The organism is Burkholderia sp. D-99 (assembly GCF_011605345.1).
In the GTDB taxonomy this organism is placed as follows: domain Bacteria; phylum Pseudomonadota; class Gammaproteobacteria; order Burkholderiales; family Burkholderiaceae; genus Burkholderia.
Window position 1 is genome coordinate 65344 of sequence record NZ_JAAOXM010000015.1, and the last position, 23914, is coordinate 89257.

The following is a 23914-nucleotide window of genomic DNA, read 5'->3' on the forward strand; positions in this document are numbered from 1 at the left end:
CCCCTTGTTACAGAACCATGCTCAGCAGCAACGTGAAACTGAGACCGAGCACCGAGATGATGGTTTCGAGCAACGACCAGGTCTTGAACGTCTGACCGACCGTCATCCCGAAGTATTCCTTGATCAGCCAGAAGCCGCCGTCGTTCACGTGCGAGAAGATCAGCGAGCCCGAGCCCGTGGCGAGCACCAGCAGCTCCGGGCTGACCGTCGTGCCGGCCGCCGCCGCGATCGGCGCGACGATGCCGCAGGCGGTCGTCATCGCGACCGTCGCCGAACCCGTTGCGAGACGCATCAGCGCCGCGACGAACCAGCCGAGCAGCAACGGCGACAGGTGCGCGTGCTTCGCGGTCTCGACGATCTGCTGCGAGATCCCGCTGTCACGCAGGACGCCGCCGAAGCCGCCGCCCGCACCGACGATCAGCGTGATGCCGGCGATCGGTGCCAGGCACTCGCTGCAGAACTTCTGGATCTGGTCGCGGTTGAAGCCCTGCAGCTTGCCGAACGTGAAGAAGCTCACGAGCACGGCGATCAGCAGCGCGACGTCCGAGTTGCCGGCGAAGCGCAGCAGGTTGTTCGGCAGCGACTTCGGCGTGAACAGCAGGTCGGCCCAGCTGCCGACGAGCATCAGCACGACGGGCAGCAGGATCGTGAACAGCGTGATGCCGAAGCTCGGCAGTTCGCGCTTGCTGCCATCCGTGCGCGAATCGACGAATTGCGCGGCAAGCGGGTTGTTTTCCGGCAGCTTCACGAACTTCGAGATCGTCAGCGCGAACAGCGGGCCCGCGATGATCGCGGTCGGCACGCCGACGAGCAGGCCGAACGCGATCGTCTTGCCGATATCGGCGCCGTATTGCTGAACGGCCAGCAGCGCGGCCGGGTGCGGCGGGATCAGCCCGTGCACGACGGACAGGCCGGCCACCATCGGCAGGCCGACGACGAGCAGCGACTTGCCGGTGCGCTTCGCGACGTTGAACGCGATCGGGATCAGCAGCACGAAGCCGACTTCGAAGAACACCGGCAGGCCGACGATGATCGCGACGAACATCATCGCCCAGTGGATGTTCTTTTCACCGAACCAGTCGATCAGCGTGGTCGCGATCCGTTCGGCGCCGCCCGATTCGGCCATCATCTTGCCGAGCATCGTGCCGAGGCCGACGACGATCGCAATGTGGCCGAGCGTGCCACCGGTGCCCGCCTCGAACGACTTTACGATCTTGTCCATCGGCATGCCGACGACGAGACCGAGGCCGAGCGAAACGATGATCAGCACCAGGAACGGGTAGATCTTGTAGCGCGCGATCATCAGGATCAGCGCGGCAATCGCGATCAGCGTGAATACGAGCAGCATGCTGCCTTGGACAGCCCCCATGTGGCACTCCTCCTAGAATTGTTCGAACCGGGCGAGTTGTTGCGAGTATGCCCGGCTATGCAGGTCTCCGGAACACGGGGGGTACCCACCCCGTCAGGACGCTGAATTTTACTTATCTTTACGGCCCGCGGATAGAACCGGTTCCATCAGCAAAAACCCTCGGTAAAACAAGCACTAAGCGCCTGATTTCCGAGGGTCAAATCGTCATTTCGTACAAGTCTTAACGGGGCAGCTGGCTCGCGGCTTGCGCGAGGCGCGTGACTTCGGCCCAGTCCTGCGCAGCGAGCGCGGCTTTCGGCGTGAGCCACGAGCCGCCGACGCACACGACATTCGGCAGTTTCAGGAAATTCGGCGCGGTGTCGACCGTGATGCCACCGGTCGGGCAGAACTTCAGCGCCGGGAACGGGCCGTGGAACGCCTGCAGCATCGGCACGCCGCCCGCCTGCTGCGCGGGGAAGAACTTCACGATCTCGTAGCCGAATTCGAGCGCCTGGATGATGTCGCTCGGCGTCATCACGCCCGGCAGCAGCGGCAGGCCCGCGTCGAGCGACGCGAGGTGCAGCTCTTTCGTCAGGCCCGGCGACACACCGAACTTCGCGCCCGCGCGCTTCGCCTGCTCGCAATGCTCGGGCTTCGTGATCGTGCCGACGCCGACGACGATGTCGTCCGCGAGTTGGCTCGCGCGCTGGATCGCTTCCAGGCCGGCCGGCGTGCGCAGCGTGATCTCGAGCACCTTCACGCCGCCCGCGTGCAACGCGCGCGACACGTGTTCGCCCTGCTCGACCGAGTCGAATGCGAGCACCGGGATGACCGGGCCCAGCTTCACGATTTCAGCAATCGTCTTCATTGAATTGGCTCCTTGAAATTCATGCGGCGACGTGGGCGGCCGTTTCGCCGACCAGCGTGCCGAAAACCGATGCGCCCTGCTCGGCCGGCGCGGCGGCCGCGCGGAACACGCCGAACAGTTCACGCCCGAAACCCACCTCGTTCTCGGCCTGGTGCAGCGGCTGCGCGACCGGACGCGCCTGCCACTCGGCGGCGTCGACCTCGATGTCGAGCACGCCGGCGTCAGCATCGATCACGAGCGTATCGCCCGTCTTCACCTTGCCGAGCGGGCCGGCCAGCAGCGCCTCCGGCGACACGTGGATCACGGCCGGCACCTTGCCCGACGCACCCGACATGCGGCCGTCGGTGACGAGCGCGACATGGAAGCCCTGATCCTGCAGCACGCCGAGCAGCGGCGTCAAACGGTGCAGCTCGGGCATCCCGTTCGCGCGCGCGCCCTGGAAGCGTACGACCGCGACGAAATCGCGCTTCAGCTCGCCGCGATCGAACGCTGCCTGCACGGCTTCCTGTGAATCGAACACGATCGCGGGTGCCGTCACCTTGCGGTGCTCGGGCGCGACCGCCGAAATCTTGATCACGCCGCGGCCGAGCCGGCCCTGCATCAGCCGCAGGCCGCCGTCCGGCTGGAACGGGTCGCGGATGCCGCGCAGCACCTTCGTGTCGTGGCTCTCGGCCGTGCCGTCGACCCACGTCAGCTTGCCGTCGATCAGCTTCGGTTCCTTCGTGTAGTGCGACAGGCCCTTGCCCGCGACCGTCGTCACGTCCTCGTGCAGCAGCCCGCCTTCGAGCAGGTTGCGCACCAGGAAGGCCACACCGCCCGCCGCGTGGAAGTGGTTCACGTCGGCCTTGCCGTTCGGGTAGATCTTCGCGAGCAGCGGCACGACGGCCGACAGTTCGTCGAAGTCGTTCCAGTCGATCAGGATGCCGGCCGCGCGCGCGATCGCGACGAGGTGCAGCGTGTGGTTGGTCGAGCCGCCCGTCGCGAGCAGCGCGACGATCCCGTTGACGATCGCCTTCTCGTCGATCACATGGCCGATCGGCGTGTAGTGGCCGCGCTCGACGGTCAGGTCGAGCACGCGGCGCGCGGCCTCGGCCGTCAGCGCAGTGCGCAGCGGGGTGTGCGGATGGACGAATGCCGAACCCGGCAGGTGCAGCCCCATCAGCTCCATCAGCATCTGGTTGCTGTTGGCGGTGCCGTAGAACGTGCAGGTGCCGTGGCCGTGATACGCGGCCGATTCGGCTTCGAGCAGCGCGTCGCGGCCGACCTGGCCGGTCGCGAATTGCTGGCGGATCTTCGCCTTGTCGTCGTTCGACAGGCCGCTCGTCATCGGGCCGGCCGGCACGAAGATCGTCGGCAGGTGGCCGAACTGCAGCGCGCCGATCAGGAGGCCCGGCACGATCTTGTCGCAGATGCCGAGGCAAAGCGCGGCGTCGAACATGTTGTGCGTGAGCGCGATTGCCGTGCCCATCGCGATCGCCTCGCGCGAGAACAGCGACAGCTCCATCCCCGGGTTGCCCTGCGTGACGCCGTCGCACATCGCCGGCACGCCGCCCGCGAACTGCGCGACACCGCCGTTCTCGCGCGCGGCCGCCTTGATGATCTCGGGGAAATCTTTGTACGGCGCATGCGCGGACAGCATCTCGTTGTACGAGGAAACAATGCCGATGTTCGGCTCGCGAATCGCCTTGATCGAGAACTTGTCGTTGCCCTCGAGGCCGGCGAAGCCGTGCGCGAGGTTCGCGCACGACAGCGCCCCACGTGCCGGGAACTTGCCCTGCGCGCCGTCGATGCGCTGCAGATAGGCGGAACGGGTCGATTGGCTGCGGGCGATCACGCGTTCGGTGACCTTCGCCAGAGTGGGGTGCAGCGACGTCATGCTGGGCGCTCCTGTATGCCGGCCGACACCGGCGGTTGGAATCGTGGGGACGATCGACTGCGTCGAACGAACGAAGTCAGTCTAGTAGAAAAACTACACGCGTGCAATGTCGAACAGCATGCGCGCAACCCTTATTCCCGCCACCAGTAAGGCTTTACCTAGTGAAAAACCCTAATCGTCGATACCCCGATCACCATGAATCGTCGATAATGAAGCTAGTAATTTCATGTAGATTTTCTACAATTCGATTGCGATACACTCGCTCATCCGAACCCGATTCCTGCCTGCCGTCCCATGCTGCCCCGCATTGAAGCGATCCGCGCCGAGTTGCGCCCGTCCGAGCGCAAGCTCGCCGACTACATCCTCGCCGCGCCGCGCGAGGTGCTCGACCTCGCGATGACCGAGTTGTCGACGCGCGCGGGCGTCAGCCAGCCGACGATTGCGCGCTTCTGCCAGGCGCTCGGCTGCAGCGGCTTTCGCGAGTTCAAGATCCGGCTCGCGCAGAGCGTCGCGCCGGGCGTGTCGTCGGTGTATCGCGACGTCGAGCCCGACGAGCCCGCGCCCGGCATTATCGGCAAGGTATTCGACCGCACGATCGGCGCGCTGATCGAGGTGCGCAACAGCCTGTCGGCCGGCAGCGTCGCCGATGCGATCGCGCTGCTGTCGAACGCATCGCGGATCGAGTTCTACGGCGCCGGCGGCTCCGGCATCGCCGCGCAGGACATCCAGCACAAGTTCTTCCGGCTCGGCGTGCCGAGCGTCGCGTATTCGGATCCGCACACGTTCTCGATGTCGTCCGCGCTGCTTGGGCCCCACGACGTCGTCGTCGCGATCTCGAACACCGGCCGCACGCGCGACATCGTCGACGCCGCGCGCTCCGCGATCGCGTGCGGCGCGAAGGTCGTCGCAATCACGCAGAGCCATTCGCCGCTCGCGAAGCTCGCGACGGTGAGTCTCGCGTCGAACGTTGCGGAGGAAACGGACGTGTTTTCGCCGATGACGTCGCGGATGTCGCATCTCGCGATCGGCGACATCCTAGCGGTCGGCGTCGCGCTGTCGCGCGGCCCCGCGCTGATGGAACGGGTCGGGCGCGCGAAGGAAGCAATCACGCGCCGCCGGATCGACGACGGCGCGAAGGATTGAGCAGGCACCGCGCGAAACGAAACAGCACGTAAACGAACAACGGCGCCCCGCGGGGCGCCGTTTTGCATGATTCGAAGCGGTACGTGCCCGCCGGCCGCGTCGCTCAAAACGGCTTGATCACGACCAGCGCGACCGCCGCGAGCATGCCGAGCACCGGCAGCTCGTTGAATACGCGGTACCACTTGTCGGTGCGCTTGTTCTCGCCGCGCTCGAACACCCGCAGCAGGTGCCCGCAATATGCGTGATAGACGATGAGCAGCAGCACGACCGTCACCTTCGCATGGATCCAGCCCTGCCCCTGCCCGATGCCGATCGAGAGCCAGAGCCACAGCCCGCAGGCCAGCGCCGGCACCGCGATCATCGTCATGAAGCGGAACAGCTTGCGCGCCATCAACAACAGGCGCCGCACGGCAGCCGGATCGGTTTCCATCGCCAGGTTCACGTAGATACGCGGCAGGTAGAAAAGCCCCGCGAACCACGCGGCAATCAGAACGATATGAAACGTCTTGACCCAGAGCATCGCCATCGGTTGTGTGCCTCGCTTTTTACTGGCGGCCTTCGCCGTGTCCGAGCACGACGTACTTCAGCGACGTCAGCCCTTCCAGGCCGACGGGGCCGCGTGCGTGCAGCTTGTCGTTCGAGATGCCGATTTCCGCGCCGAGGCCGAATTCGAAACCGTCTGCAAAACGCGTCGACGCGTTGACCATCACGCTCGCCGAATCGACCTCGCGCAGGAACCGCATCGCACGGTCGTGATCCTCGGTGACGATCGCGTCCGTGTGGTGCGAGCCGTAGTGGTTGATGTGCTCGATCGCGGCGTCGAGGCCGTCGACGACCTTGATCGCGAGCACCGGCGCGAGATACTCGGTGTGCCAGTCTTCCTCGGTTGCATCGACGAGCGGGCCGACGCCCGCGTCGGCGAGCACCGCGCGCGCGGCTGCGTCGACACGCAGTTCGACCTGCTTGTCGCGATACAGCTTGCCGAGCGGCGGCAGCAGTTTCGCCGCGACACCGCTCGCGACGAGCAGCGTCTCCATCGTGTTGCAGGTGCCGTAGCGGTGCGTCTTCGCGTTGTCGCAGACGGTCAGCGCCTTGGCGAGATCAGCGCGATCGTCGACGTACACGTGGCAGATACCGTCGAGGTGCTTGATCATCGGCACGCGCGCCTCGTTGATCAGGCGTTCGATCAGGCTCTTGCCGCCGCGCGGCACGATCACGTCGACGTATTCGGTCATCGTGATCAGCTTGCCGACCGCCGCGCGATCGGCGGTCGCGACGACCTGCACCGCGTCCTGCGGCAGGCCGGCTGCCTCGAGCCCTTCGCCGATCAGCTTCGCGAGCGCCGCGTTCGATTCGAGCGCTTCGGAGCCGCCGCGCAGGATCGTCGCGTTGCCCGACTTCAGGCACAGCGCAGCCGCGTCGATCGTCACGTTCGGGCGCGATTCGTAGATGATGCCGATCACCCCGAGCGGCACACGCATCTGGCCCACCTGGATTCCGCTCGGGCGGTACTTGAGGTTGCTGATCTCGCCGATCGGATCGGCCAGCGACGCGACCTGGCGCAAGCCCTCGACCATCGTCTGCAGCGCCTTGTCCGACAGCGTCAGGCGATCGACGAACGCCGCATCGAGCCCCTTTTCACGGGCACGGGCGACATCGCGGGCATTCGCGTCCTTCAGCGCCTGCGCGTCGCGTTCGATTGCGCGCGCCACGGCGTCGAGCGCCGCGTTCTTCGCGGCCGTGCTGGCGCGCGCCATCGCGCGGGAGGCGTGCCGGGCGCGGCGGCCCAGGTCGGTCATGTACTGATCGATATCCATCGTGTGACTCGAGAAGCGCGCCGCGCTCGGCGGCATGAATTCGTGGGGAAGCGTGGGCGGCGGACGAAGCGCCGCGCCAGCGATCGAAATATTGTAAGCGGGTTGCGCAGCGCGCGCTGAAGGCCCGGACGGGACTTAGCGTCGCACGCGACCCGCGGTCGGCGGTCGCTCGCCACGGGCACCGGCCACCGTCATCGCGAGCTGGAACAGCCCGTCCCACGGATCGGGCGGCGGTTCGTCCTGCGTGCGGCGGCCCGGCACGACGGCCGTGAGCCCCTTGACCTGCCGGTCGAGCTTCGCGGCAAACGCCAGCGCCTTCTCGAGCATGGGTTCCGACACGCGGTTCAGCGCAGGGCCGATCAGCCGCTCGCGCGGCCCCCACACACGGTTCTCGCGCAGCAGCGTCGCCAGCGGCTTGCCGGCCGTCGTGCCGCGCTTGATCCGCAGCAGCGTGCGCAACTCCTCGACGACGGCCCACATCACGAGCACGATCGCCTCGCCCTCGCCCTTCAGCCCGTCGATCATCCGTGCGAGCCGCGCGGCGTCGCCGGCGAGCATCGCTTCGTTCAGCTTGAAGACGTCGTAACGCGCGACGTTCAGCACCGCGTCGTGCACCTGCTCGAACGACAGCGCGCCCTGCGGATACAGCAGCCCGAGCTTCTGGATTTCCTGGTGCGCGGCGAGCAGGTTGCCTTCGACGCGCTCCGCGATGAACTGCAGCGCGCGCCGCCCGTCCTCGCCGGGCGCGGCGCGCTGGCCCTGCATCGCGAGGCGCTGGCCGATCCAGTTCGGCAGCTGCGCGCGGTCGACCGGATCGATCTTCAGCGCGACGCCGCCGTTCTGCAGCGCGGTAAACCACGCGGATTTCTGCGTGGCCGCGTCGAGGCGCGGCAACGTGACGAGCATCAGCGCGTCGGGGTTGGGTGCGGCCGCGAGCGTCTTCAGTGCATCGGCGCCTTCCTTGCCGGGCTTGCCCGACGGAATGCGCAGCTCGATCAGCTGGCGCTCGCCGAACAGCGACATCGCCTGGGTCGCGCCGAGCAGCACACTCCAGTCGAAGCCCCGCTCGACCGTATGCACCGAACGCTCGGTGAAGCCGGCCGCGCGTGCGGCCGCACGAATGCGGTCGCACGCTTCCTGCGCGAGCAGCGGCTCGTCGCCGTAGACGGTATAGAGCCCGGCCAACCCCTTCGCGAGGTGCGGTTCCAGCGCATCAAGTCGCAATTGCATCGGTGCGTGCGCCGTCGATCAGAGCGGCGGCGGCGGCAGCGGCGCGCGCGGCGCAACGCCCGGCACCACGTCTTCCGGCGCCGGCGTCAGCGAGTGGACGATCGCGAGACGCCGCATCAGCTGGTCGACCGCGTCGCTCTGCATGTCGGCGTACAGGAGGTCGGCTTCCTGCGCCTTCGCGTTCGTGTACTGATCGCTATACGTCATCGCGCGGTTCAGCGCGATCACGCTCGGCGGAATCAGCACGGTGCCGTCCTTGCTCGTCAGCGTGTAGTTCAGCGTGTAGAACAGTGCGTATTCCTGCGCCGAGCCATACTTGTTGAGCGTCAGCGTGTTCTGCCCGCGCGACTCCCACATGCGCAGCACGGCGTCGGCGTCGTCCGCCGACTTGACGATCTTCGTGTCGCTGCCGGCCTCGACGAGGCGCACGAACCGCGCCTCGACCGGCGCTGGCGCGCCGACGATCAGCAGGTGCTTGAACGCGTAGTCCTGCTGGCCGCGCAACTGGAAGCCGCATGCCGACAGCGCGACTGCGCTGCCGACGGCGAGCATCAAAAACGATCTGCGGATCACCTTCGCTCCTTCTGGGTACGTCCGACGGCCAGCGGCCGTCAAACGACGATGTTCACGAGGCGGCCCGGCACGACGACGATCTTCTTCGCCGGCTTGCCGTCGCTGAACTTCGCGAACGCGTCGTCGGCCACCGCCGCAGCTTCGATCGCTTCGCGGCTCGCGTCCTTCGCCACCTTCAGCGCGCCGCGCACCTTGCCGTTCACCTGCAGCACCAGTTCGATCTCGGCCTGCTCGAGCGCGGCCTCGTCGACCTTCGGCCACGGCGCGTCGAGCAGCGGGCCGAACTCGTCCGCATAGCCGAGCGCCTTCCACAGCTCGAACGTGACGTGCGGCACGACCGGGTACAGCACGCGCAGCAGCACGCCGTACGTCTCGCGCAGCACGCCGGGCGTCGCGCCCTTCGCGCCGTCGATCGCGTTCAGCATCTTCATCGCGGCCGACACGACCGTGTTGTACTGCAGGCGCTGGTAATCGAAATCGGCCTGCTTCAGCACGCTGTAGATCTCGCGGCGCAGCGCCTTGTCGGCTTCGCCGAGCGCGGCCGCATCGAAGCCCGCGCGCGCGGCGAGCGCTTCGCGGTTGGTCGCACCGAAGCTCCACACGCGGCGCAGGAAGCGGCTCGCGCCCTCGACGCCCGCACCCGACCACTCGAGCTGCTGCTCGGGCGGCGCCGCGAACATCGTGAACAGGCGCGCGGTATCGGCACCGTACTGGTCGATCAGCAGCTGCGGATCGACGCCGTTGTTCTTCGACTTCGACATTTTCTCGATGCCGCCGAGCACGACCGGCTGGCCGTCCGTGTTCAGCGTCGCACCGACCGGGCGGCCCTTATCGTCGTGCGTGACCGTCACGTCGAGCGGGTTGTACCAAGTCTTCTTGCCGGAAGCGTCTTCACGGTAGAACGTCTCGTTCAGCACCATCCCCTGCGTGAGCAGGTTCTTCGCCGGCTCGCCGAACTTCACGAGGCCGAGGTCGCGCATCACCTTGGTCCAGAAGCGCGAATACAGCAGGTGCAGGATCGCGTGCTCGATGCCGCCGATGTATTGATCCATCGGCATCCAGTAATCGGTGCGCGCGTCGACCATCGTGTCGGCGTCCGGCGCCGTGTAGCGCGAGAAGTACCACGACGAATCGACGAAGGTGTCCATCGTGTCGGTTTCGCGCTTCGCGGCCGCGCCGCACTTCGGGCACGCGCAGTTCAGGAACGCTTCCGACTTCGCGAGCGGGTTGCCCGAGCCGTCCGGCACGAGGTCTTCCGGCAGCACGACGGGCAGATCCTGCTCGGGCACCGGCACGTCGCCGCACGACGGGCAGTGGATGATCGGGATCGGCGTGCCCCAGTAGCGCTGGCGCGACACGCCCCAGTCGCGCAGGCGCCACGTGACCTGCTTGTCGCCGAAGCCGCCGGCGTTCAGGTCGGCCGCGACAGCGTCGACGGCTTCCGCATAGCGCAGGCCGTCGTACTTGCCGCTGTTCACGCAGACCGCGGTTTCCTTGTCGCCGTACCACTCCTGCCATGCGTCGAGCGAGTACGCCTGGCCTTCGGCCGAGATCACCTGCTTGATCGGCAGGTCGTATTTCTTCGCGAACGCGAAATCGCGCTCGTCATGGCCCGGCACGCCCATCACCGCGCCTTCGCCATAGCTCATCAGCACGTAGTTGCCGATCCACACCTCGACCGGCTCGCCGGTCAGCGGGTGCGCGACCGAGAAGCCCGTCGCGACGCCCTTCTTCTCCATCGTCGCAACGTCGGCCTCGGCGACACCGCCGCGCTTGCATTCGTCGATGAACGCGAGCAGCTCGGGCTTGTCCTGCGCGAGGCGCGTGGCCAGCGGATGCTCGGCCGCGATCGCGCAGAACGTGACGCCCATGATCGTGTCGGCACGCGTCGTGAACACGCGCAGCAGCTTCTTCTCGCCGTCGAGTTCGTACGGGAAGCCGAAGTTCACGCCGAAGCTCTTGCCGATCCAGTTCTGCTGCATGATCTTCACGCGCTCGGGCCAGCCGAGGCCGTCGAGGTCGTTCAGCAGCTCATCCGCGTACTGCGTGATGCGCAGGTAGTACATCGGGATCTCGCGCTTCTCGACGAGCGCGCCCGAACGCCAGCCGCGGCCGTCGATCACCTGCTCGTTCGCGAGCACGGTCTGGTCGACCGGATCCCAGTTCACGGTGCCCGTCTTCTTGTACGCGATGCCCTTCTCGAGCATCTTCAGGAACAGCCACTGGTTCCATTTGTAGTAGTCGGGCTTGCACGTCGCGATTTCGCGCGACCAATCGATCGCGAGGCCCATCGACTGCATCTGGCGCTTCATGTAGTCGATGTTGTCGTAAGTCCACTTCGCGGGCGGCACGCCGTTTGCCATCGCGGCGTTCTCGGCCGGCATCCCGAACGCGTCCCAGCCCATCGGCATCAGCGTGTTGTAGCCGTTCATCCGCAGATAGCGGTACATCACGTCGTTGATCGTGTAGTTGCGCACGTGACCCATGTGCAGCTTGCCGGACGGGTACGGCAGCATCGACACGCAGTAGAACTTCGGCTTCTGCGAATCTTCCTTCGTCTTGTAGGCATCGGCTGCGCGCCAGTCGCCCTGGGCGGCGGCTTCGACGTCGGCGGGTACGTATCTCTCGTGCATGGTGTGGTTCGGACTAGGCTTTAAGCGGCGCGACGGCGCGCGCGCAGGAGTGGATCGAAAATCGTGCTTGCCCGGCGGACCTGCAGGTTCGCTGTTGCCGGACCTGTTCACGGTTTCCGGGAATTTTCCGGGTAACCCGCAGCATGCCCGGGTAGCCTGGAAAATTCCGGGTTACCTGAAAAAAGCCTGCCAACCGGGAAAAACGTTGATTATACCGCCCGCGCCTGCCCATCCGGCCGGTCTTGCGGCGTGCGGCCCGATCCCGCGGCAGGGACGGGCCCGCCGGATCCGCTCAGCGGTTGGCCGGCACGGCACGCGCCGCCGCGGAACCGCCTGCCTGCGGCGGCACGTCGGTCACGAAGCCGATCCGCGTGAGTCCGGCGGCCTGCGCGGCGCCCATCACCTGCGCAATCACGTCGTAACGGGTGGCGCGCGATGCGCGCAGCCGCAGCTCGGGCGGTGCGCCGCCCGCGGCGGCGGCCCGGAAGCGCGCGGGCAGCGCGTCGAGCGCCACCGGCGCGTCGTCCCAGTACAGCTTGCCCGCGTCGTCGATCGACAAGGTGACGGATTGCGGCGTGTCGCGCGCGACGCTGGCCGCGACCTTCGGCAGGTCGAGCCGGATCGCGTGCGTCATCAGCGGCGCGGTGATGATGAAGATGACGAGCAGCACCAGCATCACGTCGATCAGCGGCGTCATGTTGATCTCCGCCATCGGCGCGGACGTCTTGTGGTGCTCGAGTCCGCCGAATGCCATGGTCGCTCCTCCGGAATGGGCGCGTCAGGCTTCCTGCGCGCACACGAACACGTGCAGATCGCGCGCGAAGCCGTCGAGTTCCTCGGCGAGCTGCCGCACGAGCCGCCCGAGGATGTTGTAGGCCAGCACCGCGGGAATCGCGACCACGAGCCCGAACGCGGTCATGATCAGCGCCTCGCCGACCGGCCCCGCGACGTTCTCGATCTGCGCCTGCCCGCTCGCGGCGATGCTGCCGAGCGCGTGATAGATGCCCCACACGGTGCCGAGCAGCCCGACAAACGGCGCGGTGCTGCCGATCGACGCGAGCAGCACCTGGCCGAATTCGAGACGCCGCTGCGAACGCAGCATCGCGTGCCGCAACGCACGCAGCACGCGTTCGCTGCGCTCGACGCGCGCGGCCAGTGCGGCCGGGTCGTGGTCGTCAGCCGCATCGCGCGCGGCTTCGGCGAGCGGCACGAACACGCGCTCGCGATCGGTGCCGGCGAGCGCGGCAATGCCCGCGTCGAGCGACGGCGCGCGCCAGAACGCGGCGAGCGCGCGCGGCCCCTGCCGCTTCGCGCGGACCAGCAGCCAGGCTTTCATGAGGAGGAAGCACCAGCTGGCGACGGACATCGCCAGCAGTACATAAGCAACGGCATGCGTGATCGCATCGCCGCTTTCGAGGTAGTGGACAACGCCGGTGGGTATCGCCATCGGAGTTTCCCCGTGGTGTCAGCGCAGGCCGAGCACGTCCTGCATGTCGAACAGGCCGGCGCCGCGCGCCGACAGGAAGCGGACCGCGCGCAGCGCGCCCTGCGCATACGACACGCGGCTCGACGACTTGTGCGTGATCTCGATGCGCTCACCGATCCCGGCGAACAGCACGGTGTGATCGCCGACGATGTCGCCGCCGCGCACCGCGGCGAAACCGATCGACGACGGATCGCGTTCGCCCGTCACGCCGTGACGGCCGTACACCGCGCAATCGTCGAGCGAGCGCCCAAGCGCACCGGCGACGGCTTCACCCATCATCAGCGCTGTGCCCGACGGCGCGTCGACCTTGTGGCGGTGATGCGCCTCGATGATCTCGATGTCGTAGCCGTGCGAGAAGTGCTTCGCCGCGAATTCGAGCAGCTTCAGCGTGACGTTCACGCCGACGCTCATGTTCGCCGCGAACACGATGCCGGTCTTGCCCGCCGCAGCCTGCAGCTCCGCCTTCTGCTCGGCGGTGAAGCCGGTCGTGCCGATCACGAGCTTCACGTCGTGGCGCAGCGCGGCCTCGATATGGGCCATCGTGCCTTCCGGGCGCGTGAAGTCGATCAGGTAGTCGGCCTGCGCGAACACGGCGTCGAGATCGGCGGTCAGCTTGACCCCGGTTTCCTTGCCGAGGAACGCGCCGGCGTCCTGGCCGAGGAACGGCGAATCGGCACGGTCGAGCGCGCCGACGAGCTGCGCGTCGGAATCGTTGAGAACGGCTTCGATCAGCATCCGGCCCATACGGCCCGATGCGCCGGCAATCGCAATCTTCATGGCTTTCTACACGACAGGTCTAAAGGCGGGCGGCGCATGCCGCCCTGTTTCCGCGCCCGAGCTTACTGCGCCGGCGCGGTGAGCGGCTGGTTCTGCAGGTTGTCCGAGCCTTGCGGTCCGACCGGCGGCGACGCCTCGTTCGACGCGTTCGGCGGCGGCGGACGATGGAACTGGAACTGCGGCTGGATCGCCGGCGCGGCGCCCGGCGGCTGGCCGCCCGGTACCGGCGCGCCGCCCGAAGCCTGCGCGGACGGCGTGAAACGGCGTGCGGCCGAACCCTGACCCGACACCTGGTTGGTCGCGCGGTTCGCCGCGCGGGCAGCCTGCGCGTTCGCATCCTGGTCGACCACCGCGCCGGACGCCGGCACGGCGGACGGGCTGGCGACAGCCTCCGACGCGCTCGCCGCTTGCGCGGCGGCGGCAGCCTCGGCGGCCTTCTTCGCCGCTGCAGCCGCCTTCGCCTTCTTGCCGCCACGGTCGCCGTCGATGTCGGCCAGCAGGTCGAGTTCCGAAGGCAGGTTGTCCGCCCCCGTCCAGCCCGCCAGGCGATCGCCCGAGAACGTCACGACGAGATCGCGCTGCTGGACGACTGCCGTCGAGCCGCGCTTGAAGTAGAAGAGGTAATCCCAGCGGTCGGCGTGGAACATGTCCGCCAGCAGCGGCGTGCCGAGCAGCGCGCGCACCTGCTCGCGCGACATGCCGATCTGCAGCTGCGCGGCCTTCTCCTGCGACACGAAGTTGCCTTGCACGACGGTAATCCGGTAGGGGGTGATGCTCTGCGCGATGCGCTGCGTCACGCTGTCGTACGACGAACAACCAGCCAGCGCGGCAACGGCGGCGGCAGCGATGATGACACTCCGCATGCGGCTCCTCTGAAAGTGCGAAAGAGATTCTGGAATCATTTCCCTCACCGTGCAGGCCCGCATCGCAGGCCGCGCGTGTTTCTGGAACGGCGAAAAGCCGGTAACATTGAAGCCCTGCATTGTACTCTAGGGATGCCTAGCCATGACCAATCCGACGGATCTCAAGAATATCGGGCTAAAGGCCACCCTACCGCGCCTCAAGATTCTCGAGATCTTCCAGCAAAGCCCGGTGCGCCACCTGACCGCAGAAGACGTCTACCGGAACCTGCTCAACGAGCAGCTCGACATCGGGCTTGCCACCGTCTACCGCGTGCTGACGCAGTTCGAGCAGGCCGGCCTGCTGTCGCGCAGCAACTTCGAATCCGGCAAGGCCGTGTTCGAACTGAACGAAGGCTCGCACCACGATCACCTCGTGTGCCTCGATTGCGGCCGCGTCGAGGAATTCTTCGACGCCGAGATCGAAGGCCGCCAGCAGGCGATCGCGAAGGAGCGCGGCTTCCGGCTCCAGGAGCACTCGCTCGCGATGTACGGTTCCTGCACGACCGAGAACTGCCCGCACCGCAAGCACTGAAATCAATCCGCGCGCGGCGCATGCAAGACGGCCCGGACGGCGATTCGCCTTCCGGGCCGTCTTCTTTTCGAGATACGCAAGAGGCACCCGCCGGGGGAAACCGGCGGCGCACCGCCGCCGCACGGGCCGGCCCGCCCAGGCTTTCGAAAACCCTTCGCGTTGCCTGCCCGGGCAGCCCCGGGTGACCCCGGGTGACATCAGGCAGCCGGGGCGACCAGCCTGCCCGCCTCAGTCATGCCGCGCCCGCGCAGGCCGGCTCGAACTCGAGCGCCCATGCCCGCTCGAGCGGGATCTCGTCGCAGTTCGGCTGCGGGCCACCGCGATCGACGATCACGAAATCGCTGACCGCATCGAGCGCGAGCAGCGGATGGTGCCAGACGCCTTTCGCATAGTTCACGCCCTGCCAGCCTTCCGCGAGGAACGCGCGCATCGCGTCGGGCCGGAAATCGCCGGCCGGCGCGACGACGATCGCGTAACGCGACACCGCCGCGAGCGGGATGAACGCCTGGCTGCCGTGTGGATGGCGCTCCATCAGCGTGACCGCGACCGGCAGCGCACGCGGCTGCGCGCGGAACACGCTGACGAGCGGGCGGCCGCCGTCCGCGCACACGTCGATCGTCGCGAGATCGTGAAAGCGCTCGGTCGTGCCGCCGTTGATCGGGAAATGCCGCGCGCCCTCGAGCGCGATCACGTCGCCGAACGGCGCGAACGCTTCGCGGGTCAGGCGCTCGACGCGCAGGATGTGGGATCCGCTCATGTTGTCGCCCTCCTTCAGGCCGGCTCGCCCCACAGACGCAGGCGCGACACGCCGCCGTCCGGGAAGATGTTGAAACGCACGTGCGTGACGGGGCCGAGCGCGGCAAGCTGGTCGAACGTGTGGACGTGGTCCATCGACAGCGTCTGCTCGCCGAGCAGTTCGGCCCAGAACATCGCCTGCGTGACAAGCGAATCGTCGGTGCCGCCCGCGACCCGCGCAGCCTGCAGCGAGCAGCGGTCGGGGAAATTGCCCTTGAAGAATGCGGTATCGACCTCGACGCGCCGGATGATGCCCGGCCGCGCGAGCGCGACGATCGCCCAGTCGTTGCCGGGCTCGCGGCGGCGCCGCGTTTCCCAGCCGTCGCCCATGTTCACGCCGCGCCCCGGCATCAGCATCTGCGATGCCGGGCCGAAATGCTGGTTGTTCGCGGCCACCAGGTAGCCGCCGTTCTCGATCGCCGCGAGATCGACGAGCTCGCCGGCCGGCACCTGGCGCCAGTCGCGCTGCGGCTGGCCGTACACACGCAGCCGCGCGAGGCCGCCGTCCGGGTACAGGTTCACGCGCAGGTGCGTATAGGGTTGCGAATCGTCGACGCTCACGTAGTGATGCGAATTACCCTGCAGCGTCGTCGCCGGGACGATCGGGCGCCATTCGGCGTTGTCGGGCGGCGTGTCGCCTTCGGCGACGCACGCGTCGATCGACGCGGCCGGCGGGAAGTTGCCGGTGAAATGGCTCGTGTCGAGGTCGACGCCGTGGATCACGCCCGGCCGCGCGAGCCGCACCACGCAGAAGTCGTGGCCGGTCGTGCGCTTGCGGCGCGTTTCCCAGCCGTCCATCCACTTGCCGTGGTCGTCGTACTTGCCGGGGATGAACACGGCCGGTTCGGGATTCAGCATGCGCTCCTTCGGCGCGAAGAACTCGTCGCTGGCGAAGAGCGCTTGCGCCCCGAGGCGCGGGTCGGCGAGGTTCATGTAACGCCGCGTAAACGCCGGCGCGTTCGGATCGAGGATGGGGGCTGCCATGTCGTCTCCTGAGGTTCGATGAAGTGCCGGCGCATCGAGGCGCCGGCCACATGAATTCGGTTGCGCGGGACGACCAGGGGAAGCCGCCCCGCGCGGGGGGGGGGGCGCTCAGAGCGCGTGAGCCTGGTCGCCGGCGACCGGCGCCGTGCGGTCTTCCTCTTCGGCCGGCACGTAGCGAAGCTCGCGGTTCAGCACGCGCTTCGCGCGGGCCCGGTCGATGTCGTTCTCCCATACCGCGACGACCACCGTCGCAACGCAGTTGCCGATCAGGTTGGTCAGCGCGCGGGCGATCCCGACGAACCAGTCGACCGGCAGGATCAGCACGAGGCCGAGCACCGGAATCGCGGGGATCGCCGACAGCGTCGCCGCGAGGATCACGATCGCCGAGCCCGGGATCCCGTGCGCGCCCTTCGACGTGACGAGCGATACGAGCAGCACGACGATCAGGTCATGCGTCGACAGCGGCGTGTTGGTGGCCTGCGCGATGAACAGCACCGCGAGCGTCAGGTAGATCGAGAAGCCGTCGAGGTTGAACGAATAACCGGTCGGGATCACGAGGCCGACCGTCGAGTCCTTGATGCCCATGTATTCGAGCTTGCTCATCACCTGCGGCAGCACCGCGTCCGACGAAGCCGTGCCGAGCACGATCGACAGCTCCTCGCGCAGGTAGCGGATCAGCTTGAACACCGAGAAGCCCGCGAGCCGCATCACCGTGCCGAGCACGACCGTGACGAACACGAAGCAGCTCAGGTAGAACACCGCGACCAGATAGCCGAGCTGCTTGAGCGACGCGACGCCGTACTTGCCGGTCGTGAACGCGATCGCGCCGAGCACGCCGAGCGGTGCGAGCTTGATGATGAAACCGATGATCCGGAAGAACACATGCGACAGTTCCTCGATCAGCGAGTTGACGCGCTGCGCCTTGTCGCCGAGCAGCGACAGCGCAGAACCGAACAGCACCGCGAACACGAGGATCTGCAGGATGTCGCCCTTCGCGAACGCGTCGATCGCGGTCTCCGGGATGATCTTCATCAGGTAGCCGGCCGTGTCCTTCAGGCTTTCGGCGTTCTTCGCGTACGACGCGAGCGACGACGCATCGAGCGAGCGCAGGTCGATGTTCATCCCGACGCCCGGGCGCGTGAGCCACGCGAGCACGAGGCCGATGCCGAGCGCGAGCGTGGTCATGATCTCGAAGTAGACGACGGCCTTCAGGCCGACCCGGCCGACCTTCTTCAGGTCGCCCGCGTTCGCCATCCCGCTGACCACGACGCAGAACACGATCGGCCCGATCACCATCTTGATGAGCTTCAGGAAGCCGTCTCCGAGCGGTCGCAACGACTCGGCGAAATGCGGGAAGAACGCGCCTAGCGCGATCCCCAGGATCAATGCGACGACTACCCGGCCAAACAGCGAATTGAGGAATTTCGACACGGCGCTCTCCCGATCCAACGGTTGCAGTTTCGTCTGTTCATACTGGTAAGACCAGTGATGTTATGGTGGATAGTAGGAAGCCGATATAGTGGCGTCAAGGACGGACGAAATAGGGATTTCCCGCCCCTGCCCGCCCGGTTTCGATGCACCGGACAGGGGCAGATCGTGGCTTTCCCGTAGGCCGGCCATGCACCGCCTGCGTGCGGATTACAATGCCGGTCAGACCGGCCAAAGTTCACATCATGAAAAACGTTCCGCATACCGTGACCGACGCCGCCATCGCGACGATCCGCGAACGGATCGAGGCAGGCGTGTATCCGGTCGGCAGCCTGCTGCCGGCCCAGCGCCAGCTCTCCGAGGAGCTGGAGATCAGCCGCGCGTCGCTGCGCGAGGCGCTGTCGACGCTCGAGGCGCTCGGGATGCTGCGCATCCGCGCCGGCAAGGGCGTGTACGTCGAAAGCGCGCAGGCCACGGCTGCGCACGCCTGGCGGTTCGCCGAGCAGTCGTCACCGCCCGACACGTACCAGATGCGCTATGCGCTCGAAGGGTTCGCCGCGCGGATGGCCGCGCACGTCGTCACCGACGACGACATCGCGTGGTTCGAGGACAACCTCGCCCACCTGCACGTCGCGCTCACCGAAAGCGCGCTCGACGAGGCATCGCAGCTCGATTTCGACTTCCACATGCGGATCATCCATCTCGCCGGCAACGCGGCGATCGAATCGATCCTGCGCAGCAGCGCCGACATCATGAAGGAAAGCCAGCGCATGCCGTTCTACCGGCGCGAGCTGCTGCTGTCTACTTGGCACGAACACCGCGCAATCGTCGATGCGCTGATCGCGCGCAATGCGGCCGCCGCGGGCACTGCGATCGAAACGCACATCGCGAATGCCGCGCAGCGCGCGGGCATCTTCTTCCCGACACCGCACACCTGACGGCCCGGGCGGCTGCCCGCCGCGCGCGCCGCCCGGTCGTACCGGTCAACCTCCCGACGGATCGCGATACGCGAGCGCCCGCTCGATGAACGCGCGCGCCGCGACGCTGCGGTACGCGCCCTTGCGTGTCAGCAGCGCCGCCGTGCGCGCGGGCAGCGGCGGATCGATCTCCAGCGCGCACAGATCGGCACTCTCGCGCGCGACCGCGTCGGGCAGCACCGTCGCGAGCCGGCCGCACCGCACGAGCTCCAGCACCGCGCTGACCGTATTCGTCTCGATCGCGATCAACGGCCGCGCGCCGTGCTCGATGAAATACCGGTCGATGCTCTCGCGCGTCGCGAACGCGCGGCTCAGCAGCACCAGCGGCTCGCCGCCGAGCTCGGCCGGCGTCAGCGCGCGGCGGCGCCGCGCGAGACGGTGCGTGCGGCCCGTCACGAGCGCGAGCGGCTCGTCCCACAGCGGCAGCGCGTCGATGTCCGGCGCGCGCGGCGGCATGAACGCGAAGCCCGCGTCGAGCCGGTCGTCGGCGAGCAGCGCCTCGATGCGCTCCTGCGGCATCGCGTCGATCGTCAGCGCGACGTTCGGATGGTCGGCATGGAACGCGTCGATCAGCGAGCCGCTCAGGTAGGCCGCGAAGGTCGGCATCATCGCGAGCCGCAACGACCCGCTACCGAGGCCGGCGACGTCGTGCAGCGCGCGCTGCCCCGTATCGAGCTCGTGCAGCGCGGCGCGCGCATGGCGCGCATAGACCTCGCCGAACTCGGTGAGCTGCACCGTGCGGCCAGAGCGGTCGAACAACTGCACGCCGAGCGTGTCCTCGAGCTGGCGGATCTGCTGCGACAGCGTCGGCTGCGATACGTGCAGCGCATCGGCCGCACGCGTGAAACTGCGCTGCTCGGCGACGGCCAGGAAATAGCGGATGTGGCGGAGTAGCATGGCGGCCAACGTATTGGTTTTATCAATGAGGACCATAACGATCCAGTCTTGGACGCTATGATTCAATTCCCGCATCATACGCACATCCGTTCCCGTGCATCGCACCTGTTCTCCGCACCGGAACGGCCCGCCCGGGCCCGCCCTGCCTGCGCCCGCCGCACGACGATCCGCCGCCCGCCCGATCCGGGCCCGGCTGCGATCCGCCCGGCGCGCATCGGTTCACCGCCGATCCGTTGACGCCGGCCCCGATTTCCGTCACCCCGCGCAGCCGACAGCCCCGTGCCGCCGGCCGGCGCCGCTGTTTTTCGCGACCATGGAACCGCATCACGACACCCATCCTCCCCTGACCCGCGGCATGACGCTGCTGTTCGCCTGCGCGTGCGGCATCGTCATCGGCAACATCTACTACGCGCAGCCGCTGCTCGCCGCGATCGCACGCAGCTTCGGCCGCGCGCCGACCGAACTCGGCTATCTCGTCACGCTGACGCAGCTCGGTTATGCGGCGAGCCTGCTGCTGATCGTCCCGCTCGGCGACGCGGTCAACCGCCACACGCTGATCGTGCGGCTGCTGATGCTCAACGTCGTCGCGCTGGTCGCGGTCACGTTCAGCACGAACTTCACGATGTTCGTCATCGCGAACATCGCGGTCGGCTTCGTTACCTGTTCGACGCAGCTGCTGGTGCCGTTCGCGGCGTCGCTCGCCGACGCGCGCTCGCGCGGCCGCGCGGTCGGCACCGTGATGAGCGGGCTGCTGCTCGGCATCCTGCTCGCGCGCGTCGCGGCCGGTGCGATCGCCGACGGGTTCGGCTGGCGTGCGGTGTACGGCATCGCCGCGGTGATGGTGGCGGCGCTGACCGTCGTGCTCGCCGTGAAGCTGCCGAAGGATCGCCGCGATGCGCGCCTCGACTATGCGGCGCTGATGAAGTCGCTCGTCGCGCTGGTGCGCGCGCAACCGCTGATCGCGCTGCGCTCCATCTACGGCGCGCTCGTGTTCGCGTGCTTCAGCCTGCTGTGGACGGGCCTCACGTTCCTGCTGAGCCAGCCGCCGTACAGCTATTCCGAGGGGCAGATCGGGCTGTTCGGAATCGTCGGCGCGGTGGGCGCGCTCGCGGCGACGTCGGCCGGCCGGCTGGTCGATCGCGGACACGGCAATGCGGCGACCGGGCTGTTCGCGGCGGCCGTACTCGCGTCGTTTGCGCTGATCGCGACCGGCGCGCACTCGCTCGCGGCGCTGATCGCGGGCATCCTGCTGCTCGACGTCGGCGTGCAGGGCATGCACATCTCGAACCAGAGCGTGATCTATGCGCTGGCCGGCAACGCGCGCAGCCGCGTGACGACGATCTACCTGACCAGCTACTTCATCGGCGGCGCCCTCGGCTCGTTCGCGGCGAGCGTCGCGTACGGCATCGACGGCTGGCGCGGCGTGTGCATCGCGGGTGCGGCGCTCGCGGGCGTGCTGATCGCATTGTGGCTCGCGTCGCAGCGCGTCGGCATGCGGCAGCTCACGCAGTAATGCTGCCAGTCGTTTCCTCGTCACCATGAAAAAGGGCACGCTCCGCGAACCGCGGGCGTGCCCTTTTCCTGATGGCGTCGAGACCGTCGCGCGTCAGCGCGTGATCGTTACGCCGCCTCGTCGGCGAAATCGATCAGCACCTTCATCGCGCGCTGCCGGTCGCCGGCCAGTTCGAACGCGAGGTTCACGTCGCGCATCGGAAACACGCGCGTGACGGCCGGCCGCAGGTCGACGCGCCCCGCATTGATGAGCTGCACCGCGAGCGCGAATTCCGCGTGAAAGCGGAACGATCCGCAGATCGACAACTCCTTCGCGACCACGACGTTCTGCGGCAGGCTGACGTCGCCGCCCAGCCCGAGTTGCACGACGACCCCGCGCGGACGCATCACGTCCAGCCCATCGCGTAGCGCACGTGCATTGCCCGAACACTCGATCATCACGTCGAACGTGCCCTTGTCCGCGCTGTAACGCTCGACCCATCCAGCATCGGCCGCCGCATTGATCGTGCGGTCGGCGCCGAGCGCGCTCGCCACTTCCAGCGGCGCCTCGACGACGTCGGTCGCGACGATCTCCGCCGCGCCGTGCACGCGCGCCGCCGCGACGGCCAGCACGCCGATCGGCCCGCAGCCCGACACGAGCACGCGCTTGCCGATCAGCGGGCCCGCACGCGACACCGCATGCAGCCCGACCGCGAACGGTTCGGCGAGCGCCGCGAGCGACAGCGGCACGTGATCGGCAACCCTCACGCACTGCACCGCGTCGCACACGAGCGCGTTGCGGAACGCGCCCTGCACGTGCGGCATGCGCATCGCGCTGCCGTAGAAGCGCATTTCGAGGCACTGGTTCGGCAGCCCTTCGAGGCAGTAGCGGCACGTACCGCACGGCCGGCTCGGATTGACCGCGACGCGATCGCCGACCTTCACCGACGTCACGTCCGGCGCCACTTCCGCGACCGTGCCGGCGACCTCGTGGCCGAGCACCATCGGCTGCTGCAACCGGATCGCGCCGAAGCCGCCGTGCCGGAAGTAATGGAGATCGGAGCCGCAGATGCCGCCCATCGCGACGTCGACGCGCACCTGGCCCGGGCCGATCTCGCCCGCGTCCTGCTCTTCCACCCGCAGGTCGTTCGGCCCGTGGATCACGACACACATGCAACGCATACGCATGACAGCCTCCTCAGACGACCGGCGTGACCAGCGGCGCGCCGGCGAAGTGCGCGGCAAGGTTGTCGCGCACCAGCCAGCCCATCGCCTGGCGCGTCTCGATCGTGCCGCTCGCATGGTGCGGCTGCAGCAGCACGTTCGGCAACGCGAGAAAACGCGGATCGATATGCGGCTCGTTCCAGAATACGTCGAGTGCCGCGCCGGCGATCGCACCGCGCTCGAGCGCGTCGAGCAGCGCCGGTTCGTCGACGGTCGTGCCGCGCGACACGTTCACCAGATAGCCTTGCGGCCCGAGTGCGTCGAGCACGGCGGCGCCGACGAGGTGGCGCGTCGCCGGCCCGCCCGCGAGCGTGACGATCAGCAGGTCGCACCAGCCGGCCAGCTCGGCAAGGTCGCCGAAGAAGCGGTGCGGGCTGTCCACGCGCGGCGCGACGTCGAAGTAGCCGAGTTCGACGTCGAAGCCGGACAGCCGGCGCGCGAGCGTCGAGCCGATCCGGCCGAAGCCGACCACGCCGACGCGCTTGCCATAGAGTCGCGTGACGAGCGGCATGTCGCCGTCGCGCCAGGCGCCGGAGCGCACGTACGCGTCGCCGGCGCCGATGCGGCGCATCATCGCGAGCGCAAGCCCGACGCCGAGGTCGGCCACGTCGCCGGTCAGCACGTCGGGCGTGTTCGTCACGCGGATGCCGCGCTCGCGCGCGGCAGCGAGATCGATCGCGTCGGTGCCGACGCCGTAGCACGCGATGATCTCGAGCTTCGGCAGCGCGGCGATCAGCGCGGCATTCGCGCCGAGATCGCCGCGCGTCGCGATCGCACGTACGCCGGCGCCGTGTTCGGCGAGGAACGCCGCGCGGTCGGCGGCCTCCCACAGCCGGTGGACGTCATAGCCTGCCGACAGCCATGCGTCGTCCCACGGCTGGTAAGGGCCCGTCATCAGCAGTTCGGGCCGCTGGGTCGATTCGTGCGCCATCT

22 protein-coding genes are annotated in these 23914 nt (G+C 67.8%); 4 read left to right on the forward strand and 18 right to left on the reverse strand.

The window, feature by feature from the left end; all coding sequences use genetic code 11:
• Positions 1 to 7: 7 nt before the first annotated feature.
• The 3 genes from HAV18_RS34385 to edd form a co-directional block, all read right to left on the reverse strand.
• The gene (locus HAV18_RS34385) at positions 8 to 1369 is read right to left on the reverse strand and encodes a GntP family permease (protein ID WP_166964819.1); all 1362 of its coding nucleotides are present in this window, start codon (positions 1367 to 1369) and stop codon (positions 8 to 10) included.
• A gap of 220 nt (positions 1370 to 1589) precedes the next feature.
• A complete protein-coding gene (gene eda / locus HAV18_RS34395; RefSeq protein ID WP_069247127.1) occupies positions 1590 to 2216 on the reverse strand; it encodes a bifunctional 4-hydroxy-2-oxoglutarate aldolase/2-dehydro-3-deoxy-phosphogluconate aldolase in 627 nt (208 codons plus the stop codon).
• Positions 2217 to 2235: 19 nt separating this feature from the next.
• Positions 2236 to 4092, reverse strand: coding sequence for a phosphogluconate dehydratase (gene edd / locus HAV18_RS34400; protein ID WP_166964821.1), 1857 nt, complete (start codon positions 4090 to 4092; stop codon positions 2236 to 2238).
• A 294-nt stretch (positions 4093 to 4386) separates the two neighbouring features.
• Here edd and HAV18_RS34405 point away from each other — a divergent pair, with 294 nt between their 5' ends.
• Entirely contained in the window at positions 4387 to 5235 is an 849-nt protein-coding gene (locus HAV18_RS34405; RefSeq protein ID WP_166964822.1) for a MurR/RpiR family transcriptional regulator, read from the forward strand.
• Between the two features lie 103 nt (positions 5236 to 5338).
• On the opposite strand, the gene HAV18_RS34410 is transcribed toward HAV18_RS34405, so the two are convergent.
• The 9 genes from HAV18_RS34410 to HAV18_RS34450 all read right to left on the reverse strand — a co-directional run bounded on the left by HAV18_RS34410 (position 5339) and on the right by HAV18_RS34450 (position 14614).
• The gene (locus tag HAV18_RS34410; RefSeq protein WP_208102237.1) at positions 5339 to 5761 is read right to left on the reverse strand and encodes a CopD family protein; all 423 of its coding nucleotides are present in this window, start codon (positions 5759 to 5761) and stop codon (positions 5339 to 5341) included.
• Positions 5762 to 5780: 19 nt separating this feature from the next.
• On the reverse strand, positions 5781 to 7052 hold the full coding sequence (locus HAV18_RS34415) for a glutamate-5-semialdehyde dehydrogenase (protein WP_166964823.1): 1272 nt from the start codon (positions 7050 to 7052) through the stop codon (positions 5781 to 5783).
• A gap of 135 nt (positions 7053 to 7187) precedes the next feature.
• Positions 7188 to 8282 carry a DNA polymerase III subunit delta gene (gene holA, locus HAV18_RS34420; protein WP_166964825.1) on the reverse strand — a complete coding sequence of 365 codons (1095 nt, stop codon included), beginning with the start codon at positions 8280 to 8282 and terminating at the stop codon, positions 7188 to 7190.
• Positions 8283 to 8300: 18 nt separating this feature from the next.
• Positions 8301 to 8855: an LPS assembly lipoprotein LptE gene (lptE, locus tag HAV18_RS34425; protein ID WP_166964826.1), complete on the reverse strand. Its 555-nt coding sequence runs from the start codon at positions 8853 to 8855 to the stop codon at positions 8301 to 8303.
• A 38-nt stretch (positions 8856 to 8893) separates the two neighbouring features.
• Positions 8894 to 11488 carry a leucine--tRNA ligase gene (gene leuS / locus HAV18_RS34430; RefSeq protein WP_166964827.1) on the reverse strand — a complete coding sequence of 865 codons (2595 nt, stop codon included), beginning with the start codon at positions 11486 to 11488 and terminating at the stop codon, positions 8894 to 8896.
• A gap of 292 nt (positions 11489 to 11780) precedes the next feature.
• Positions 11781 to 12242, reverse strand: coding sequence for a biopolymer transporter ExbD (locus HAV18_RS34435; protein ID WP_166964829.1), 462 nt, complete (start codon positions 12240 to 12242; stop codon positions 11781 to 11783).
• Positions 12243 to 12266: 24 nt separating this feature from the next.
• Positions 12267 to 12935 (reverse strand): MotA/TolQ/ExbB proton channel family protein, encoded by a 669-nt coding sequence (locus tag HAV18_RS34440; RefSeq protein ID WP_166964830.1) that lies wholly within the window; start codon positions 12933 to 12935, stop codon positions 12267 to 12269.
• 18 nt (positions 12936 to 12953) lie between these two features.
• A complete protein-coding gene (gene dapB / locus HAV18_RS34445; protein ID WP_166964831.1) occupies positions 12954 to 13751 on the reverse strand; it encodes a 4-hydroxy-tetrahydrodipicolinate reductase in 798 nt (265 codons plus the stop codon).
• Between the two features lie 62 nt (positions 13752 to 13813).
• Positions 13814 to 14614, reverse strand: a complete 801-nt coding sequence (locus HAV18_RS34450) for an outer membrane protein assembly factor BamE (protein WP_166964832.1) — start codon at positions 14612 to 14614, stop codon at positions 13814 to 13816.
• 142 nt (positions 14615 to 14756) lie between these two features.
• Here HAV18_RS34450 and fur point away from each other — a divergent pair, with 142 nt between their 5' ends.
• The gene (fur, locus tag HAV18_RS34455; RefSeq protein WP_034182711.1) at positions 14757 to 15185 is read left to right on the forward strand and encodes a ferric iron uptake transcriptional regulator; all 429 of its coding nucleotides are present in this window, start codon (positions 14757 to 14759) and stop codon (positions 15183 to 15185) included.
• 232 nt (positions 15186 to 15417) lie between these two features.
• On the opposite strand, the gene HAV18_RS34460 is transcribed toward fur, so the two are convergent.
• The 3 genes from HAV18_RS34460 to HAV18_RS34470 all read right to left on the reverse strand — a co-directional run bounded on the left by HAV18_RS34460 (position 15418) and on the right by HAV18_RS34470 (position 18395).
• A complete protein-coding gene (locus HAV18_RS34460) occupies positions 15418 to 15942 on the reverse strand; it encodes an ureidoglycolate lyase (protein ID WP_166964833.1) in 525 nt (174 codons plus the stop codon).
• A 14-nt stretch (positions 15943 to 15956) separates the two neighbouring features.
• Positions 15957 to 16964 carry an allantoicase gene (alc, locus tag HAV18_RS34465; RefSeq protein ID WP_166964834.1) on the reverse strand — a complete coding sequence of 336 codons (1008 nt, stop codon included), beginning with the start codon at positions 16962 to 16964 and terminating at the stop codon, positions 15957 to 15959.
• 108 nt (positions 16965 to 17072) lie between these two features.
• The gene (locus HAV18_RS34470; RefSeq protein WP_166964835.1) at positions 17073 to 18395 is read right to left on the reverse strand and encodes a C4-dicarboxylate transporter DctA; all 1323 of its coding nucleotides are present in this window, start codon (positions 18393 to 18395) and stop codon (positions 17073 to 17075) included.
• A 212-nt stretch (positions 18396 to 18607) separates the two neighbouring features.
• Here HAV18_RS34470 and HAV18_RS34475 point away from each other — a divergent pair, with 212 nt between their 5' ends.
• Positions 18608 to 19330, forward strand: a complete 723-nt coding sequence (locus HAV18_RS34475; RefSeq protein WP_166964836.1) for a FadR/GntR family transcriptional regulator — start codon at positions 18608 to 18610, stop codon at positions 19328 to 19330.
• Between the two features lie 45 nt (positions 19331 to 19375).
• On the opposite strand, the gene cynR is transcribed toward HAV18_RS34475, so the two are convergent.
• Positions 19376 to 20266, reverse strand: a complete 891-nt coding sequence (cynR, locus tag HAV18_RS34480) for a transcriptional regulator CynR (RefSeq protein WP_166964837.1) — start codon at positions 20264 to 20266, stop codon at positions 19376 to 19378.
• Positions 20267 to 20579: 313 nt separating this feature from the next.
• Between cynR and HAV18_RS34485 the strand changes: the two genes are divergently transcribed.
• A complete protein-coding gene (locus tag HAV18_RS34485) occupies positions 20580 to 21779 on the forward strand; it encodes an MFS transporter (RefSeq protein WP_166964838.1) in 1200 nt (399 codons plus the stop codon).
• A 107-nt stretch (positions 21780 to 21886) separates the two neighbouring features.
• Here the strand turns inward: HAV18_RS34485 and HAV18_RS34490 are convergent, their stop codons facing one another.
• Together HAV18_RS34490 and HAV18_RS34495 are read right to left on the reverse strand one after the other, a co-directional pair.
• Positions 21887 to 22945 carry an L-idonate 5-dehydrogenase gene (locus HAV18_RS34490; protein ID WP_166964840.1) on the reverse strand — a complete coding sequence of 353 codons (1059 nt, stop codon included), beginning with the start codon at positions 22943 to 22945 and terminating at the stop codon, positions 21887 to 21889.
• Positions 22946 to 22955: 10 nt separating this feature from the next.
• A complete protein-coding gene (locus HAV18_RS34495) occupies positions 22956 to 23912 on the reverse strand; it encodes a 2-hydroxyacid dehydrogenase (protein ID WP_166964841.1) in 957 nt (318 codons plus the stop codon).
• Between the last annotated feature and the right edge of the window lie 2 nt (positions 23913 to 23914).